The 15,458-nt window shown below is 59.3% G+C and carries 12 protein-coding genes; 5 read left to right on the top strand and 7 right to left on the bottom strand.

All coding sequences use genetic code 11. The features are described 5' to 3' along the window. Positions 1 to 218 precede the first annotated feature (218 nt). The 5 genes from R3C19_11785 to R3C19_11805 all read left to right on the top strand — a co-directional run bounded on the left by R3C19_11785 (position 219) and on the right by R3C19_11805 (position 7,879). Entirely contained in the window at positions 219 to 2,351 is a 2,133-nt protein-coding gene (locus R3C19_11785) for a hypothetical protein (protein ID MEZ6061035.1), read from the top strand. A gap of 57 nt (positions 2,352 to 2,408) precedes the next feature. Next, the gene (locus R3C19_11790) at positions 2,409 to 3,644 is read left to right on the top strand and encodes a sialidase family protein (GenBank protein MEZ6061036.1); all 1,236 of its coding nucleotides are present in this window, start codon (positions 2,409 to 2,411) and stop codon (positions 3,642 to 3,644) included. A 207-nt stretch (positions 3,645 to 3,851) separates the two neighbouring features. After that, a complete protein-coding gene (locus R3C19_11795; GenBank protein ID MEZ6061037.1) occupies positions 3,852 to 5,183 on the top strand; it encodes a DUF1552 domain-containing protein in 1,332 nt (443 codons plus the stop codon). 118 nt (positions 5,184 to 5,301) lie between these two features. Then, positions 5,302 to 6,825, top strand: coding sequence for an ankyrin repeat domain-containing protein (locus R3C19_11800; protein ID MEZ6061038.1), 1,524 nt, complete (start codon positions 5,302 to 5,304; stop codon positions 6,823 to 6,825). A gap of 130 nt (positions 6,826 to 6,955) precedes the next feature. After that, positions 6,956 to 7,879: a metal ABC transporter substrate-binding protein gene (locus tag R3C19_11805; GenBank protein ID MEZ6061039.1), complete on the top strand. Its 924-nt coding sequence runs from the start codon at positions 6,956 to 6,958 to the stop codon at positions 7,877 to 7,879. Between the two features lie 78 nt (positions 7,880 to 7,957). On the opposite strand, the gene R3C19_11810 is transcribed toward R3C19_11805, so the two are convergent. The 7 genes from R3C19_11810 to R3C19_11840 form a co-directional block, all read right to left on the bottom strand. Continuing rightward, positions 7,958 to 8,878 carry a class I SAM-dependent methyltransferase gene (locus R3C19_11810; protein ID MEZ6061040.1) on the bottom strand — a complete coding sequence of 307 codons (921 nt, stop codon included), beginning with the start codon at positions 8,876 to 8,878 and terminating at the stop codon, positions 7,958 to 7,960. A gap of 8 nt (positions 8,879 to 8,886) precedes the next feature. Further along, entirely contained in the window at positions 8,887 to 10,188 is a 1,302-nt protein-coding gene (locus R3C19_11815) for a hypothetical protein (protein MEZ6061041.1), read from the bottom strand. Further along, positions 10,182 to 11,513 (bottom strand): hypothetical protein, encoded by a 1,332-nt coding sequence (locus R3C19_11820; protein MEZ6061042.1) that lies wholly within the window; start codon positions 11,511 to 11,513, stop codon positions 10,182 to 10,184. Before R3C19_11820 ends, R3C19_11815 begins: the two co-directional genes overlap by 7 nt. Positions 11,514 to 11,673: 160 nt before the next feature. Further along, entirely contained in the window at positions 11,674 to 12,783 is a 1,110-nt protein-coding gene (locus R3C19_11825) for an SDR family NAD(P)-dependent oxidoreductase (GenBank protein MEZ6061043.1), read from the bottom strand. Between the two features lie 39 nt (positions 12,784 to 12,822). Then, the gene (locus R3C19_11830) at positions 12,823 to 13,386 is read right to left on the bottom strand and encodes a sulfotransferase family protein (protein ID MEZ6061044.1); all 564 of its coding nucleotides are present in this window, start codon (positions 13,384 to 13,386) and stop codon (positions 12,823 to 12,825) included. 102 nt (positions 13,387 to 13,488) lie between these two features. After that, positions 13,489 to 13,818, bottom strand: a complete 330-nt coding sequence (gene trxA / locus R3C19_11835; GenBank protein MEZ6061045.1) for a thioredoxin — start codon at positions 13,816 to 13,818, stop codon at positions 13,489 to 13,491. Positions 13,819 to 13,961: 143 nt separating this feature from the next. Continuing rightward, entirely contained in the window at positions 13,962 to 15,443 is a 1,482-nt protein-coding gene (locus R3C19_11840; GenBank protein MEZ6061046.1) for an NAD-dependent epimerase/dehydratase family protein, read from the bottom strand. Between the last annotated feature and the right edge of the window lie 15 nt (positions 15,444 to 15,458).

The raw sequence follows: 15,458 nt of genomic DNA on the forward strand, positions 1-15,458 counted from the left end.
GGCGTCGCCGCAGCATCACGGGCTTGTACGGGTCGTCACATCGCAACACGCGCGGTTCAACAGCCGGAATCATTCGCGGCGCGTTGCCGGAACGGTGAATGGGCGACCGTCCGCGCTTCGTGCTAGAGTCCGCCAGCGCGATGCCGCCGAGGATGATTCCCGCTGGCTGCGCGGCTCGACCGGAAACGCTTTAACCCATCCGTCTCTGCGACGCATTCATGTACGCGATCACGATCTTCCTGAGCGCCTTTCTGCTGTTTCAGGTCCAGCCGCTGCTGGCGAAATACATTCTGCCGTGGTTCGGAGGAACGCCGGCCGTGTGGAGTACCTGCATGCTGTTCTTTCAGGCAATGCTGCTGCTTGGCTATGCCTATGCGCATGGACTGGTTCGCATGTCGTCGCGGCGACGGCAGGTGATCGTTCATCTGTGCGTGCTGGCAGCAACTCTGGCCCTGCTGCCTGTGATGCCCGGTGATGACTGGAAGCCGAACGCAGCGCAGGACCCGGCGTCGTCCAACCCGACGTGGCAGATTCTGGCATTACTGCTGGCCTGCGTTGGCGGGCCGTATTTCGTTCTGTCAGGCACGGCTCCGCTGTTGCAGAGCTGGTTCACTGATGTCGCTCCCGGACGATCGCCGTTCCGGCTGTACGCGGTCTCCAACGCCGGCGCTCTGCTGGCGCTGCTGACGTACCCGATCGCGGTGGAGCCGTTTCTGACGTCCCGTCATCAGGTCTATGGCTGGTCCGCTGTTTACGTTGTCTTTGTGGTCGGCTGCGCATACTGCGGCATCCGCCTGTATCGAGTTCGCCACAGCCCGGTGATTTCGAATGCAGCTCTGCCGGACGAATCGTCGGCTGTTCCTGGTGACGGCACCGCGGCAGACGAAGCGAACTGGCCGTATTGGGTCATGCTTCCGGCCTGTGCATCCGTGATGCTGCTGGCCACGACGAATTACATGTGCCAGGACGTGGCGTCCGTCCCGTTTCTGTGGATCGTGCCGCTGAGCCTGTATCTGTTGTCGTTCATCATCTGCTTTGATCATGAGCGGTGGTATTTGCGGCGCGTCTTCTCCGTTCTGCTGCTGTTGATCATTCCGCTTGGGCTGACCGTAGTCAGTATCGATTCGATTCGTACGGCCTGGCGGGATTCGATCGAATGGCAGGTCGCGGCCCTGTCCGCGGGTTTGTTCATTTGCTGTATGTGTTCTCACGGGGAACTTGTTCGACTGAAGCCGCGAACGTCGGGTCTCACCGCGTTCTATCTGATGATTGCGTTCGGCGGTGTGCTGGGTGGTGTGTTCGTCACGCTTGCCGCCCCGCGGATCTTCAGGCAGTACGACGAGTACATCGTGGGGCTGATGGCGACCGTCCTGCTGCAGCTGGCGCTGCTGCGCCGAAGTCGGATCCGCAGAAAAAGCGGTCTTCCCCAGGGTCACCGTGCGGCGCTGATCGTCGTTGCAGGAATCGTGACACTGGTGCTGGTGCTGCCGTTGTTTTCGGAGCACTTCCCGATGTCCAACAGAAGCGTGGTTGCTCGCGGCCGGAATTTCTATGGCGCGCTGCGTGTGGCGCGCGCGGTGCGTCGTTCCGACGGCCCCGTGTTTGTTTCTCTGACGCACGGAACCACAAGCCACGGTTACCAGCTTCAGAGCGACGAACTTCGTTCAATGCCGACCAGCTACTATGTGGAAAACAGCGGGATCGGCATTGCCCTGCGACATCATCCGGGTCGTGACGTTCGGCCGCTGAACATCGGCGTTGTCGGACTGGGAACCGGAACACTGGCCGCCTATGGCCGGTCCGGAGACACGATGACGTTCTATGAAATCAACCCTCTGATTCTGCAATACGCCGATCAGTACTTCACTTTCCTGGGCGACGCTCGAAATCGCGGGGTTGACGTGAGCCTGCTGCATGGTGACGCCAGAATCGTCATGGAATCACAGTACCGGACAGGGCAAGTGCCGGGCTTCGATGTTCTGGCGATCGATGCATTCGCCAGCGATTCGATACCCGTTCATCTGTTGACTCGGGAGTGTTTCGAACTCTACTGGCAGCTTCTCCGGGAAGACGGAATTCTTGCCGTCCATATTTCCAATCGGCATCTCGATCTGCAGCCGGTCGTTCGCAAGTCGGCCGAATTCGCAGTGAAGGAAGTCTGTCGCGTCGATCATTCGCCGCCGGATTCAGAACTGTATGCGTCGGCCAGTGTCTGGCTGCTGGTTACGAGTAACCAGGAATTTCTTGCCGACCCGGATGTGACGTCGTCGGTTTCTCCGTGGGAGTCAGCGGACCGGGAACCACTGCTGTGGACCGACGATTTCAACAACCTGTTCCGGATCCTGCGATGAAGTCCGGTATTCGCCGCGGTTCGGTTCCGGGTGCATTCGAAAAGAGGATTACGTTCCATGAAGAAACAAACCACATGTCGGGTTCTGACCGTGTTGGCCCTTGCCTGGCTCGCACACCTCGGGCTGGGTGCCGACGCGCCGCTGGAAACGGGAATCGAACCGTTTCTCGGTGAACCGCAACTGGCCGCTACTCAGGTCTTTCAGAACGAACGATTCCCAAACATCGTGGTTACAAAATCCGGAACATTGCTGGCCACCTGGGGCAATCCTCACGTTCGCGTGCGCCGCAGCGACGATAACGGGGCGACCTGGGGTGATGAGATCACGATTGCGGAATCCGGCATTCACGGCGGAGGCACTACAGTCGACGAAAACAGCGGCGATATTCTGGTGTTCGTGGAAGCGCAGCATCCGCCGGCGCCGCTGACTGTTTATCGCAGTACAGACGACGGCAGGAACTGGCAGGCCGAATCGATTCGGATTCACCCGGACAGTTCGGGAAGGATGCCTTCGATGCATATGAACGAACACGGCATCACGCTGCAGCGCGGCGAACACCAGGGCCGCCTGATTCGGCCGTCCCGGTTCTATGGGGAAGGCAACCGTCCCGAAAGCCTTTGGCCGACACACTTCACGAATGCCATCTTCAGCGACGACGGTGGCAGAACCTGGCAGACCAGCGAGCCGTTCCCCGAAAACGGCACAGGTGAGGCAACGCTGGCCGAACTGTCGGATGGCCGCGTCTACTACAACTCGCGGCGTCACTGGGCACCGGATGGAAGCAATCCGCGACGCAGGTGGACTTCGTTCAGCGACGACGGCGGCGCGACGTGGCAGGAGGCGACGATTTGCGAAGCTCTTCCGGATGGTCCGCAGAACACCAACTACGGTTGCATGGGCGGACTTGTCCGACTTCCCGTCCAGGGGCGTGATATCTTGCTGTACAGCAATTGTGATGACCCGGAATCTCGCCGGAACGGTACCGTGTGGGCCAGCTTTGACGGCGGCGGGACATGGCCGATCAGGCGACTGGTCGAAGCTGATGCGTTTGCCTATTCGTCACTCAACGCTGGCCGGCCGGGGACGATCACCGAAGGCTGGATTTTTCTGCATTACGAAAGCAGCGGTTCCAAAGTGGCCCGCTTCAATCTCAGTTGGCTGCTGGAAGGTGAAGCGACCGGTGACGGAGAATTGCCGGCATGGCTCGGTGCGGTCGGAGGAGACCACCGGTCGGTGAATACCGTTGCGGCAAGTCAAAAGCTCCGCGGACTCCCGGACGAATTCGGTCAATGAACGCCGGATGACGCCCGTGCAATCGTCGGCTGACCGTTCATCGTCAGCCTGCGAATGCGAGAACACCGTGGCTGCGCCCCGCGGGCTGCGAGTCAGAATGCGCGCGCGAACGGGGAGATTTGTTGATACACTCTTCGATCACGCTCAACCGGTACGCTCCTGATGTCTGTCGCGGGCCGACATTCGCTTTTCGTGAGGACCTCCGAAATGCTGATTTCGAAAAAGGCACTACCTCGCCGCACGCTGCTGAAGGGTTTCGGAGCGGCCATCGCACTTCCGCTGCTGGACGCGATGGTGCCGGCGATGACGGCACTGGCCGACACGGCCGCCAGCCCGTCGAAACTGCGCCGGCTGAGTTACATCTACATTCCGATGGGCTGCGATATCTCACGCTGGGCGCTGACCGGCGATGATCTGAGTCAGCTTTCGCCGACGCTGAGTCCTCTGGCCGGCGTGCGAGACCACGTGACGGCGATCAGCAATCTGGAACTCAAACCCGCCTACCCGGGGACTCACGCGACATCCAACTGCGCCTTCCTGAGTTGTGCGACAGCGAAACGCACCGAAAGTACCGACTACTTCCTTGGCACAACGGTCGACCAGCTCGCCGCTCGGCATATCGGTCAGCAAACGCAACTGCCGTCACTGGAACTGGCCATGGACCTGATGGCGACCGTCGGCCAGTGCGACAACGGCTATGCGTGCGTCTATCAGAACAACCTGTCGTGGTCATCGCCGACAACGCCGCTGCCGAGCGAAGCTCATCCCCGCATTGTGTTTGAATCGCTGTTTGGCGAAGGCGGCAGTATCGCCGACCGCCAGGCAGCGCTGAAAAAAAGAGCGAGTCTGCTGGATTCCGTGAGTGACGAGTTCGCGCGACTGCAGAAGACGCTGGGACCGGCCGATCGTGAAACGCTCAGCAGTTACCTGGACAGCGTCCGGGAAGTCGAACGCCGCATTCAGCGAGCGGAATCCGATGTCACAGAAAACCCGCTGCCGGATCTCGATCGCCCCACGGGAGTCCCTTCCGAATACGCCGATCACGCGCGGTTGATGTTTGATCTGCAGAGGCTGGCGTTTCAGGGCGATATCACGCGAGTCATCACGTTCCAGCTTGCGCGTGAAACCAGCAACCGTACGTATCCGGAAATCGGCGTGTCGGATCCTCACCATCCGCTGACCCATCACGGCAACGATCCGGAAAAGATCGCGAAGGTCGCGAAGATCAATCAGTTTCACGTGTCGCTGTTCGCGGAATTCCTGCAGAAGCTGCAGTCGACGAAGGAAGGCGACGGCACACTGCTGGATCATTCGCTTGTGCTGTACGGCAGCGGCATGGGCGATCCCAATGTTCACGACCACCAGAACCTGCCGATCCTGGTGGCCGGTGGTGCCGCGGGCAACATGCGCAGCGGCAGACACATTCGATTCCGTCAACCGACCGCGCTGGCCAACCTGCATGTGACGCTGCTGAATAAAGTCGGCGTGCCGATCGAATCCTTCGGCGACAGCAACGGTCAGGTGGATGAACTGTTCTAGCCCCTGGCGATCTGACTCGGTCGAAACTGTTGACCGTTTCACTCACACCGCGCACGATTTCGGAATGATCCGCCAGATGTGTCCCTCCGCGACCATACCCTCCGCGACAGCTCATTTCATGAAATCCACGACACTCACTTTCATTGCGGCCGTGTTGCTAATGTTCAATGCGCCGCTTCGTGCCGCGGACGCGCCGCTTGCTGACGCCGCGGAGCGCGCGGACTGGTCTCGCGTCGCGGATCTGCTGCGCGAACATGCTGACGTAAACAAGGCCCAGGTTGACGGCATGACGGCTCTGCACTGGGCCGTCTGGCATGACGAAGCAAACATCGCCGGGAAACTGATCGCGGCGGATGCCGACGTCGGCGAGGTCAATCGCTACGGAATCACTCCGCTGTCGATCGCTGCAAAAAACGGAAACGCAGACATTGTCAAATCGCTGCTGGAAGCCGGTGCCGACGCGAATGCCGCCATTCCCGGCAGAATCACTCCGCTGATGACGGCTGCCCGCACCGGCCGAATGGATGCTGTGCAGGCATTGCTGCAACACGAAGCAAATGTCGACGCGAAAGAGACAAACGGTCAGACCGCCATCATGTGGGCCGCCGCGGAAGGACACGCCGATGTCGTATCACGCTTGATGGAAAACGGCGCCGATTTTTCGACGCCGCTGGAATCCGGTTTCAATGCGCTGTTCTTCGCGGCCCGAAACGGACACGGTGAAGTAATCGACACGCTGGTTGCCGCGGGAGCCGACGTCAACAGCACGATGGAACCGACTGTGAAGGGCATTCGAGTCGCTCGCAAAGGCACCAGTCCTCTGCTGCTTGCCGTCGAAAACGGACATTTCCAAGTGGCTGTGAAGCTGCTGGAAGCCGGAGCCGACCCGAACGATCAGCGCTCCGGCTTCACGGCGCTGCACGCAATAACCTGGGTTCGCAAACCGAATCTGGGAGACGATGTGGACGGCGATCCGCCTCCGATCGGTTCCGGTAACGTCACCAGCCTGCAGTTCGTCAGGAAACTCGTCGAACACGGTGCCGACGTGAATCTCCGGCTGGATCGGGGACGATCGGGAACCGGCCGGCTGAATCACAAACTGGCCACTCCGTTCCTGTTTGCCGCCGACACAGCCGACATACCGCTGATGAAGCTGCTGCTGCAACTGGGAGCCGACCCTTCGATCCCCAACGCCGACAACTGTCCGCCCGTGCTGGCTGCGGCGGGCATCGGAACGCTGGCTCCCGGTGAAGAAGCCGGCACGGAAGACGAAGCACTCGCCGCCGTGCAGTTGCTGCTGGATCTTGGTGCCGACATCAATGCCGCGGACGACAATGGCGAAACCGCGATGCACGGAGCCGCCTACGCAAGCTGGCCGCGGATGGTCGATTTTCTGGCCGACCACGGCGCGAATGTTTCCGTGTGGAATACAACCAACCGGTACGGCTGGACTCCCGTGCTGATCGCCGAAGGACATCGTCCCGGCAACTTCAAGCCCGCCGCCGAAACACTCGCCGCCGTGTATCGTGCGATGCGCGCCGCGGGAGTCGAACCGCCGCCGCTGACGCCTCGCAAAAGCACGAATGAAAACTACGAAGTGAGGGAAAAGCGTCCGGCAGGAAAGAAGTCGGATGCGTTGTAGCCTCACCCGCTCTGCTGGTGCCACGCTCGAAACCGGTATTGCGTGCGATTTCACTGCCACGCGCGAATTCCCTGCTCCGTGCTTGGGGCCGCCAGCGGGAACTCTCGCGACGGGCCGGCAACTCAGACGTTTGCTGCTCTGCGCCGCTGTGCTGTTCCTGATCACGGGCTGCGTTCAGCAAGCCGCGCCGACTGAATCTTCCGCAGCAACACAAAAGAAGCCGCAGATCATTGCCGCCAGCTACCCGCTGGCCTATTTCGCCGAACGCATTGGCGGCGAACTGACAGACGTGACGTTTTCGGTTCCCGCGGATATCGACCCCGCCGACTGGCAGCCTGACGCGACGGCGATCGCATCCGTGCAGTCCGCGGATCTGATTCTGCTCAACGGTGCCGGATACGAAAAGTGGGCGCAGCGAGCCACGCTGCCGTTGTCACGGACACTGGTCACGACTCGCGGCGTTCAGGAGAAACTGATTCCGCTCGCAAGCGTCGTCACTCATCAGCACGGGCCTCAGGGAGACAAGTCGAATTCGGATGTCGCGTCGTTTACCTGGCTTGATCCGCAGATCGCGATCGCGCAGGCGCATGCCATCCGGGAAGAACTGCTGCGGCTTCTGCCCGAACAGGCGGAAACACTCAACAGGAACTTCGAGACGCTGGATCAGGATCTGCAGCGGCTGGATCAGGATCTGAAGACCGCCCTTGCAAACGTCGCGGCGAAGAAGTGGCTGGCCAAGCCGCCAATTTTTCAATACCTGCAGCGACGGTATGGGCTGAACATGAAGAACGCAGAACTCGACATGTCGGCAGCCGCTTCGCACGACGATTGGTCGCAACTTGTGTCGTACCTGAAGGAAAATCCCGCTGAGTTCCTGCTGTGTGAAACCGACCCGTCGCCTGCTGAGACTGAACACCTGCGATCGCTGGGCATTCACGTTGTTGTGTTTCGACCACTGGGAAATCGGCCCGCGACGGGTGACTATCTGACGGCGATGTGCACGAACCTGGAACAGCTGCGGCGGGCCGTCGACGCCAGAAATGGGCAGCATTGATGTCCCGTCAACCAGGTTCATCGCAGCCGGGGTGACGCATCGCGGAAACGGTCGCCGCGTCGCCGCGAATCGGCCGTCTCAGGCGGCAGATCGCTGGTTCGCAGTGCGGCCCGCCGAGTCACCGCCCGGTTTACGAAACAGGATGAATTCCTTCGGAACCAGGCTGGCCCGACCGTTCGACCAGCGATAGGCCATCGCCGTCATGTGAAAATAACTCTGCTTGAATGCTCGCACCAGGGTGCTGCCGATTGTCGGCATGGATTCCGCGAACGAGGTTTCGTAATTAAAGCCGCAGGACTCGGCCAGCATCGTCAGCGTCGTGCGGTTGTAGTAGAAGTAGTTGACTCCGGCATTGAGTCTTGCGGGCCGACCATACAGCAGGCGGCAGAGGATTCCCGTTCCCTTGAGCAACCGGAAGTTCAGGCCGCCGATTTCGATCGCCAGCAGACCCCCGGGATTCAGAATGCGGTGTATTTCCCGCAGGTCAGCGGCCGGTTCTCGGTGGCAGGTGAAGGAATCCAGCGACGTGACAACGTCGAAGGTTTCGTCGCTGTAGGCCGCGTCGTGCAGATATCCGTTGTGGATTCTCAGGCCGAAGTGCTTTCGGGCAAACGCCGTGGAAACACACGACGGCTCGACGCCGGTGACTTCCCAGGACGGCTGATTCTGAAACTGGTGCAGAAAGAAGCCGGATGCGGCTCCCACGTCCAGCAGTCGGCCACCGTCAGGATACATTCGGCGGATGATTGCCGCTTCTCGTGCCAGACTGTCTTTTCGCCAGTCGACGTAGTGCTGCTGCGTCGAGCCTTCATCCGTGATGTGTTCACTGCGAAAGAAGTCCTGCGTTTGTTCGACGGGCGCTGCTTCGCCGACGAACAACAGTCGGCAGCCGCAGCAGCGAACGATCGGGAAACCGCTGCATTCCGTAAACGGAATGCGGTTGGCCGGTCCGCAGATCGGGCACGGAACGGTTACGCGGCTGGAGTTTCGAGCGATCATGGAATTTCTCACCAGAACAACTGCCGGACCGCGACGGTCAGCAGAACTGTTGTTGAAGCAATTAGGCGCAGCGGTATGCCGGCTTGTCGGTGATAGTGCAACAGCAGGCTCATGCGGCTGATGAGCACCACGGCTTCTCCCAGAACCCAGCCGACGGCCGCGACAAACGGCCACGAATCTGCTCCATAGAACAGTGTGAACGCGGTTAGTGAGGCGATCCCCAGCAGCACGATCAGCACGTCCTGCCAGTTCAGGGCAAACGCGGTCAGCGTGAATCGAAGGCCCATGTTGATGCACGACAGGTACAGTCCCGGCATCAGCAGCACCATGGTCTCGCCGGTGCCGGAAAACCGGTCGGGCAGAAATCGATCGGCCACCGGAACGGAAATCCAGATTCCCAGAAAACACAGCGGTACGAAAATCAGCGTTGTCAGCACCAGGGTCCGGCTGATGATCGATCGCACCGCATCCGGATCCTGCGACTGCACCGCCTGTACCAGCGGAGAAAACGACGCGACGCACACGCTCGTGCCGACGAAGCCGGCCGCCGTGACAAGCTGGAAGCCGGTTCCAAAAACGGCCACATCTTCGGGTGTCCCGAATACATCCAGCAGCAGGATTCCGGCTCTGTAGAACAGTGTGGTCAGGAACAGCGAGGTTCCGATGGGGAACACGTCCACCAGTGTCCGGATCAGATCGGTGGCGGAAGGCTTGTCGATGGCTCCCCTTGCAAACAGGGGCTGCATCACGGGAGCCACCGCTTCCGAAAGCAGTCGCACAAGATTCAGAGCCAGCCACACCAGCAGCAGTGTGCTGACTCCGGCTTCCAGCCAGGCCGCCAGTCCCAGCGCGGCGAAGATCAGTACCCGGTTGAAGAGTACCAGCACGGCTTCAATATCCAGCCTGTCCCGGCCGCGCAGATACCACAGCAGCGGGTCTGTTCCCGGCTGCGTGATGGCCACCAGCGTGCTGAGCACGAAGTCGGCAGGCGTCAGGCTGTTCAGTGGCAGACACGCCAGCACTGCCATCGCGCAGGCCGTGTAGAAGAGTTTGCACAGCACCGATCGCAGCAGAATCTGCCGCGGGTTTTCGGACGTCGTGAATTCGCGGACAGCCCACAGGCGGGCTCCATAGTCGGACGCGGTTTCTCCCAGAGCCACAATGGTGCGAGCCGTCACGAACGCCGCAAAAACCGGTGTCGGCAGCAGCCGTGCCAGCAGCAGCAACAGCAACAACTGCAGCGCACTGTTGACCGCATTGCCGCCGGCGTTGGTGAGGACGTTGACTGAGAACTGTTTCCTTCTCAGCACGGCAGTTGCTCTTCAATTGAGTCCCGTTCCCGCTGCAGTGCGACGCCCAGCACGATCCAGTTCAGGCACGTGACGGGGTGGTTGTTCAACAGGTATGGCATGTTGGACAGGTCACGAAAGTAGTACATCAACACCAGGCAGATGACGATGGCCCTGTATCTGCCGCAGGATGTCAAATACTGACGGCCAAGACGCCACGCCAGATACACATAGAAGACCAGGCCCGCAACGCCAAACATTCCAAACACAGACAGAATCCAGTTGTGCGGGTCCGCGGCGGGCATCCCGGTGTGTGCCTCGAAGAACACGGGGAAATGTGTGACGCCCATGCCGAACAGCCAGTCTTTGCCCTCCATTCCGAAGATGACAGCCTCCCAGAAGATTCCGCGATAGCCAAAGCTCTGGAAGTTCTCCAGCCGAATCAGCCTCAGCATGTCACCCCACGGAATGTCAATCATCAGCAGCAGCGGCAGCGAAACGACCATCATCAGCATGGCTCGCGATCGGGATCGCGTCCACAACAGCGCAGCACCGGCTGAGGCATAGAACACAAACATCGTGCGTGCCGCTCCCAGAAGTGCGACCGTGAAACCAACAACGAGGAATCCTGCGATGAATATCGGTGACACCTGGCGCCCCTGCTGAGCACCAAGAAACAGCAGCATGAACAGTGCCGGTACCATCGCCAGCATGTTGGGGGAGTCAAACGGGCCTGTAAGACGCGCCATTCCGCGTTCCGAGGGATCGATCAACTGGTTTTGCGACAGCATCTCCTGTGCACCCTGTGGCGACGCGCCAAACGAAGGTCCGAGCACCGTCTGCAGGCCGCCGATCAGCAGCACATGCACGATCACACACGCACAGACCGTGGACAGTCGTGTTCGGAACAGCCGGTCCACGATCATCTCGCGGTATGCCAGCCAACCGGTGCACATCATCACGAACATCAGGAGCGACACCAGCCACCATGGACGATAAGCCGATTGTTCATGCAGTCCATACCGGTGCTGATAGAACGAACTGACCGCCCCGTAGACAACGACCACTGCGCCCACACCCATCAACCGCCACAACTCCGTGGACTGGATCCGAGTGTTCCGCGCGGAACGGCGGCTGATCATTCCATCAAGCAGCATCAGTGCGGCAATCCCTGCGACCGTCACATAGAGTGATTTCGGCGACTGTCCCGGCGAGTCCTGCACAGAGAGGGCCAGCAAAAGAATATAGGGACGCCAGGTTGGCAGGCACGCGGCAGCGGCAATGGCCAGCATGACGGCATCGTAGACGCCAAAATAGCCGACAGCCGCCACAGCAAAAAAAGCCATGCTGAGCAACACTCCTTTGACGACTTCGGCCCGTTCGGACGAAGCAGAAATCGCCCAGGGTTGCTCAGGAACGAAAGTCGTGCCGGGCAGTGGTGCGGTATGCATGGTATCGCGATATCACTCGCTGTGCGGTATATGAATCCGCGTGACCGAACGACCGTCAGGCTGCCTGGCGATGGGGCACTGGATCCACAACGGGCATGGTCACCGCCTCAAACGGATCCAGTATGTTGCATTGCTCCAGGATGAGTTCGATTTCGTCGTCATTCATCGTTGACCCAAGGCCGCTGTGATAGGGTTCTGTAACCGTCGTCCGCACAATGTCCGGGTAGTCGTATTCGATTGTCTGATACACGCTGCGGAATGCCGGCAGGACGGCGAACATCTGAGGCAGCTCCCATGTTCTGCGGGTTTCCTCGTCCGTCATCAGTTCTTCATAGAACTTTTCGCCCGCCTTTGAACCGATCAGCGTTGTGGCGATATCTTCGGGCTGGTGACCAAAACGTGGTGCCAGCCGCCGAATCATCACCCTGGCAAGATCCTCGATTCTCATCACCGGCATCTTGGTCACGAAGACTTCACCTCCGCGCGCGAGTTCTGATGCCTGCAGGACAAGCCGGCAGGCCTGTTCCAGCGTCATCACAAAGCGAGTCATTTCAGGGTCTGTCAGGGTAACAGGCCCACCGGCTTCAATCTGCCTGAGAAAGACGGCGGCGACGGAACCGCGCGATCCCAGGACGTTGCCAAAGCGGGTCGAACTGAAAATCGTTCGCTTATTGATCTTCAGGCTGTTCGCCGCAGTGATGAGCCTTTCGCCCATCAGCTTTGACGTCCCCAGCACATTGGTTGGGTTCACAGCCTTGTCAGAACTGGTGAAAATGACTCGTTCGACATCGTGCGTCAGCGCCGCCTGAATCACGTTCTTTACACCGATGACGTTTGTCTGCACAGCATCGAACGGTGACTTTTCGCAGAGAATGACATGCTTCAGAGCCGCAAGATGCAGGACGACGTCGACGTCTTCGAAAAGAGATGTCATCCGGTCAATATCGCGCAGGTCTCCGACGTTGCAGGACACTGTTGTGTCATCAAAACCCAGTTCTGCGACTGCCTGTTCCAGCTCCTGTTCCAGAAAGAAGATCTCTGATTCATTCGAATCGATGGTTCGAATCTCGCCGGGCTGTTGAGCGACAATGTGGCGGACAATGCGTCGCCCTACCGTACCGCAGGCACCAGTTACACAAACAGTCTTGCCGGTCAGAAAAGCCATATCCGAAATCCTCACATGGGGATGAAATACAACAGGGACTCACGCAACGCGAACGCCTGCCGGAGTGACGGAGTCGATCGCTGGCGTTGCCGAGCGATTCCGGTACAGCGACGGGTCTACTACGGTGGCCATTGCAGGAATATTCAGTCTGCCGTTCAGCAGACGATTCACGGAACATAGCGGCACGTCTGATCCACTGAGGACGTCGCGATAATGCACTTCTACGGATTCAATGTGCGCTGCCGCACGAAGCCAGTGCCGAAATGCAGCAATCTCCTGATCGAAGAGCTGAGCCATCCGGTCGTCAGTGACTGCGGACGTTTCCTGAAGGTTGTCCAGCATTTTCCGTTGCGACGCCAGGATTTCTCGAACGTTTCGTCGCATCAGGATCACGCGGTAGTTTCGTCCGACGGGCAGATCATAGACGAGTCGATAGACCATCTTGACGGCATACCCGGAGGCACCGTCGAGCCAGGACGCATCGGTTCCTGTTTGCTTTACTTTTTCAAATTCGTAGTAGCCATTGGGATTGTCGGAGTCCGAGTTCCGGACGGAATCACAGAGCACAGGCACGCCACCGGCCTCCAGCATTTTCATCATCATTGAGGTTCCGGAACGCGGGAGCCCTGTGACAATAATCACCGGCTCACACCTCGGGTCGGAAGCTGCAGTATTCTCTGACATGATCGTGCGCCGTTTCCGCTGTCATGCTGCGGTGGAGGATTCTTCGCCGGCGCTGATCAGCGCACGCAGTTGATTCTGAGTCTGAGCGCCTGTCGCCTGTGCGACTGGAAGACCGTCTTTGAAGGTGATGAAGGTTGGTACGCCTGAGATGCCGTATTGGGCGGCGGTGCCGGGATTCTGGTCGATATTCAGGCAGAAGACGTCAGCCCTGTCAGCATATTCCTGCTTCAGACGTTCAACCATCGGCTGCATCATTTTGCAGGGAGGGCACCAGGACGCCCAGAAGTCCACCAGCACCGGCCGCGGGGATTTCAGCACGTCGTTTTCGAATGAAGCATCTCGTGTTTGCATGGAAGCGATGTCCTATTCCCTCGCATTGCCCCGGGACGCTATGTCCCGCAGACTTCATTGGTCTTGTGTCCGGCTGTGTGAATGACGGGATGCAGAGCCGCTGTGCGTTGCCTGTCAGGCCTGGGTCCGCCGATGAGAGTTGTCTATGCGGCGGGCCGCCAGGTCTCCAGGACCTGCAACTCGTCCTCGTCTCCTGACCATCTGGTCTTTGGAAACAACGTGTCTCGCTGTTCTTCGATGCGCTGACGAGCTTCGGGAACTGTAAGCACCTGGAAAAGGCGGCGAACTTCGTCTTCGAAACCGGACTCCGATCGAAAGCCGAAGTTGTCTTCCAGCTTTTCGTGAATTACTTCATAAGGGTGTTCTTCAGCTTCAACGCGGGGATTTTCAATCCGTTGAACGGAGGTGTCCAGGTCGAACTCGCGACCAATCCGGGCCACGGTCTGCGCGATTTCACGCACTGAGAGCACGTCGGTCACCTGATTCACCACGTCGTACTGACCCGGTTCCGGCGGAGCGGCAATCAGGCGCGTGATGCACTGCATCGCGTCTCGAAGTGTGATGTAGCCGCGTCTCTGGTTGCCGCTGCCATAGATTGTCAGCGGCATGCCAATCACGGCCTGAGCGACAAATCGGTTGACGACGGTCCCCCACCATTCGTCAATGTCGAATCTTGTATTCAGGTCACTGTGAGCCGCCAGCTCTTCAGAATAGTTGCCGTAGATCACTCCCTGCATCACGTCGTAACTTCTCAGCCACCAGTATTTGCAGGCTTCATAGACACTGAATGTGCCCTGCACCTTGCTGACGTGATAGAAGCTGACCGGGTCGCGGGGCGTTAGTTCTCCGCCCAGGCTCCATTCCTGGCCCCGGTACTGCAGGACTGCGTCTCCGGGAAAGAGTCCTTCAAAAAGCGGGCGTCCCGTCAGCGGGCTGCCATATTCACCCATCGTGCCGAGCTTGATGATAGACGCATCCGGTGCGTGATCCCGGACTCCGAAAAGCAGCCCAAGCGTACCAACAACGTTGTTCTGAATTGTCTCAACAGCTTTGTCGACGCTGGCCATGCTGTAGGGAGCGCTAGGGATTTCCGCAAACTGAACGATCGATTCGGGCTGAACGTCGCGGATATACGCGAAAAGCGTGTCGCGGTCCATCAGATCGATCTCGCGAAAATCGATATCGACACCCAGATGCTCGTTCGCTGCGGCGACCCGGTCTTGCATGGACAGAATCGGCAGGACCGACTGGGCACCGCGTTCGGCGACCAGCCTGCGCCGCAGCATGTTGTCGATGCCGTAAACCTTGCAGCCCAGTTTCGCCAGCTTGAGTGCCAACGGCCAGCCGAGGTAGCCGTCCATTCCCAGAATCATCACCTTCATGCCGTCCAGCAGATAGCCGCAGTCGGTTTGCTGCCATTCGGTGCAACTTTCGAACGTGATCGACATGGGGTCGAAGTAGCCAATCTCCGGACGGCGTTTGCATTCGACGACAAGCTGTCCCTGGGCCGCTTTACGAAATGCGGCCTGCCCGCATGCCCGGAAGTCGACGTGGCCCTTGAACTCCACCGCCGGACAGCTCCAGCAGGTGTGGTTGGCATTGTGGCAGCTATTGGTCCTGGTCATTTACGAATCCGTTCG

This window comes from Planctomycetaceae bacterium (genome assembly GCA_041398785.1).
GTDB lineage: Bacteria > Planctomycetota > Planctomycetia > Planctomycetales > Planctomycetaceae > JAWKUA01.

Coding starts and splice junctions, on each gene's coding strand:
- R3C19_11785 (MEZ6061035.1), top strand. CDS start 219: ATGTACGCGATCACGATCTTCCTGAGCGCCTTTCTGCTGTTTCAGGTC.
- R3C19_11790 (MEZ6061036.1), top strand. CDS start 2,409: ATGAAGAAACAAACCACATGTCGGGTTCTGACCGTGTTGGCCCTTGCC.
- R3C19_11795 (MEZ6061037.1), top strand. CDS start 3,852: ATGCTGATTTCGAAAAAGGCACTACCTCGCCGCACGCTGCTGAAGGGT.
- R3C19_11800 (MEZ6061038.1), top strand. CDS start 5,302: ATGAAATCCACGACACTCACTTTCATTGCGGCCGTGTTGCTAATGTTC.
- R3C19_11810 (MEZ6061040.1), bottom strand. CDS start 8,878: ATGATCGCTCGAAACTCCAGCCGCGTAACCGTTCCGTGCCCGATCTGC.
- R3C19_11820 (MEZ6061042.1), bottom strand. CDS start 11,513: ATGGCTTTTTTTGCTGTGGCGGCTGTCGGCTATTTTGGCGTCTACGAT.
- R3C19_11825 (MEZ6061043.1), bottom strand. CDS start 12,783: ATGGCTTTTCTGACCGGCAAGACTGTTTGTGTAACTGGTGCCTGCGGT.
- R3C19_11830 (MEZ6061044.1), bottom strand. CDS start 13,386: ATGATGATGAAAATGCTGGAGGCCGGTGGCGTGCCTGTGCTCTGTGAT.
- trxA (MEZ6061045.1), bottom strand. CDS start 13,818: ATGCAAACACGAGATGCTTCATTCGAAAACGACGTGCTGAAATCCCCG.
- R3C19_11840 (MEZ6061046.1), bottom strand. CDS start 15,443: ATGACCAGGACCAATAGCTGCCACAATGCCAACCACACCTGCTGGAGC.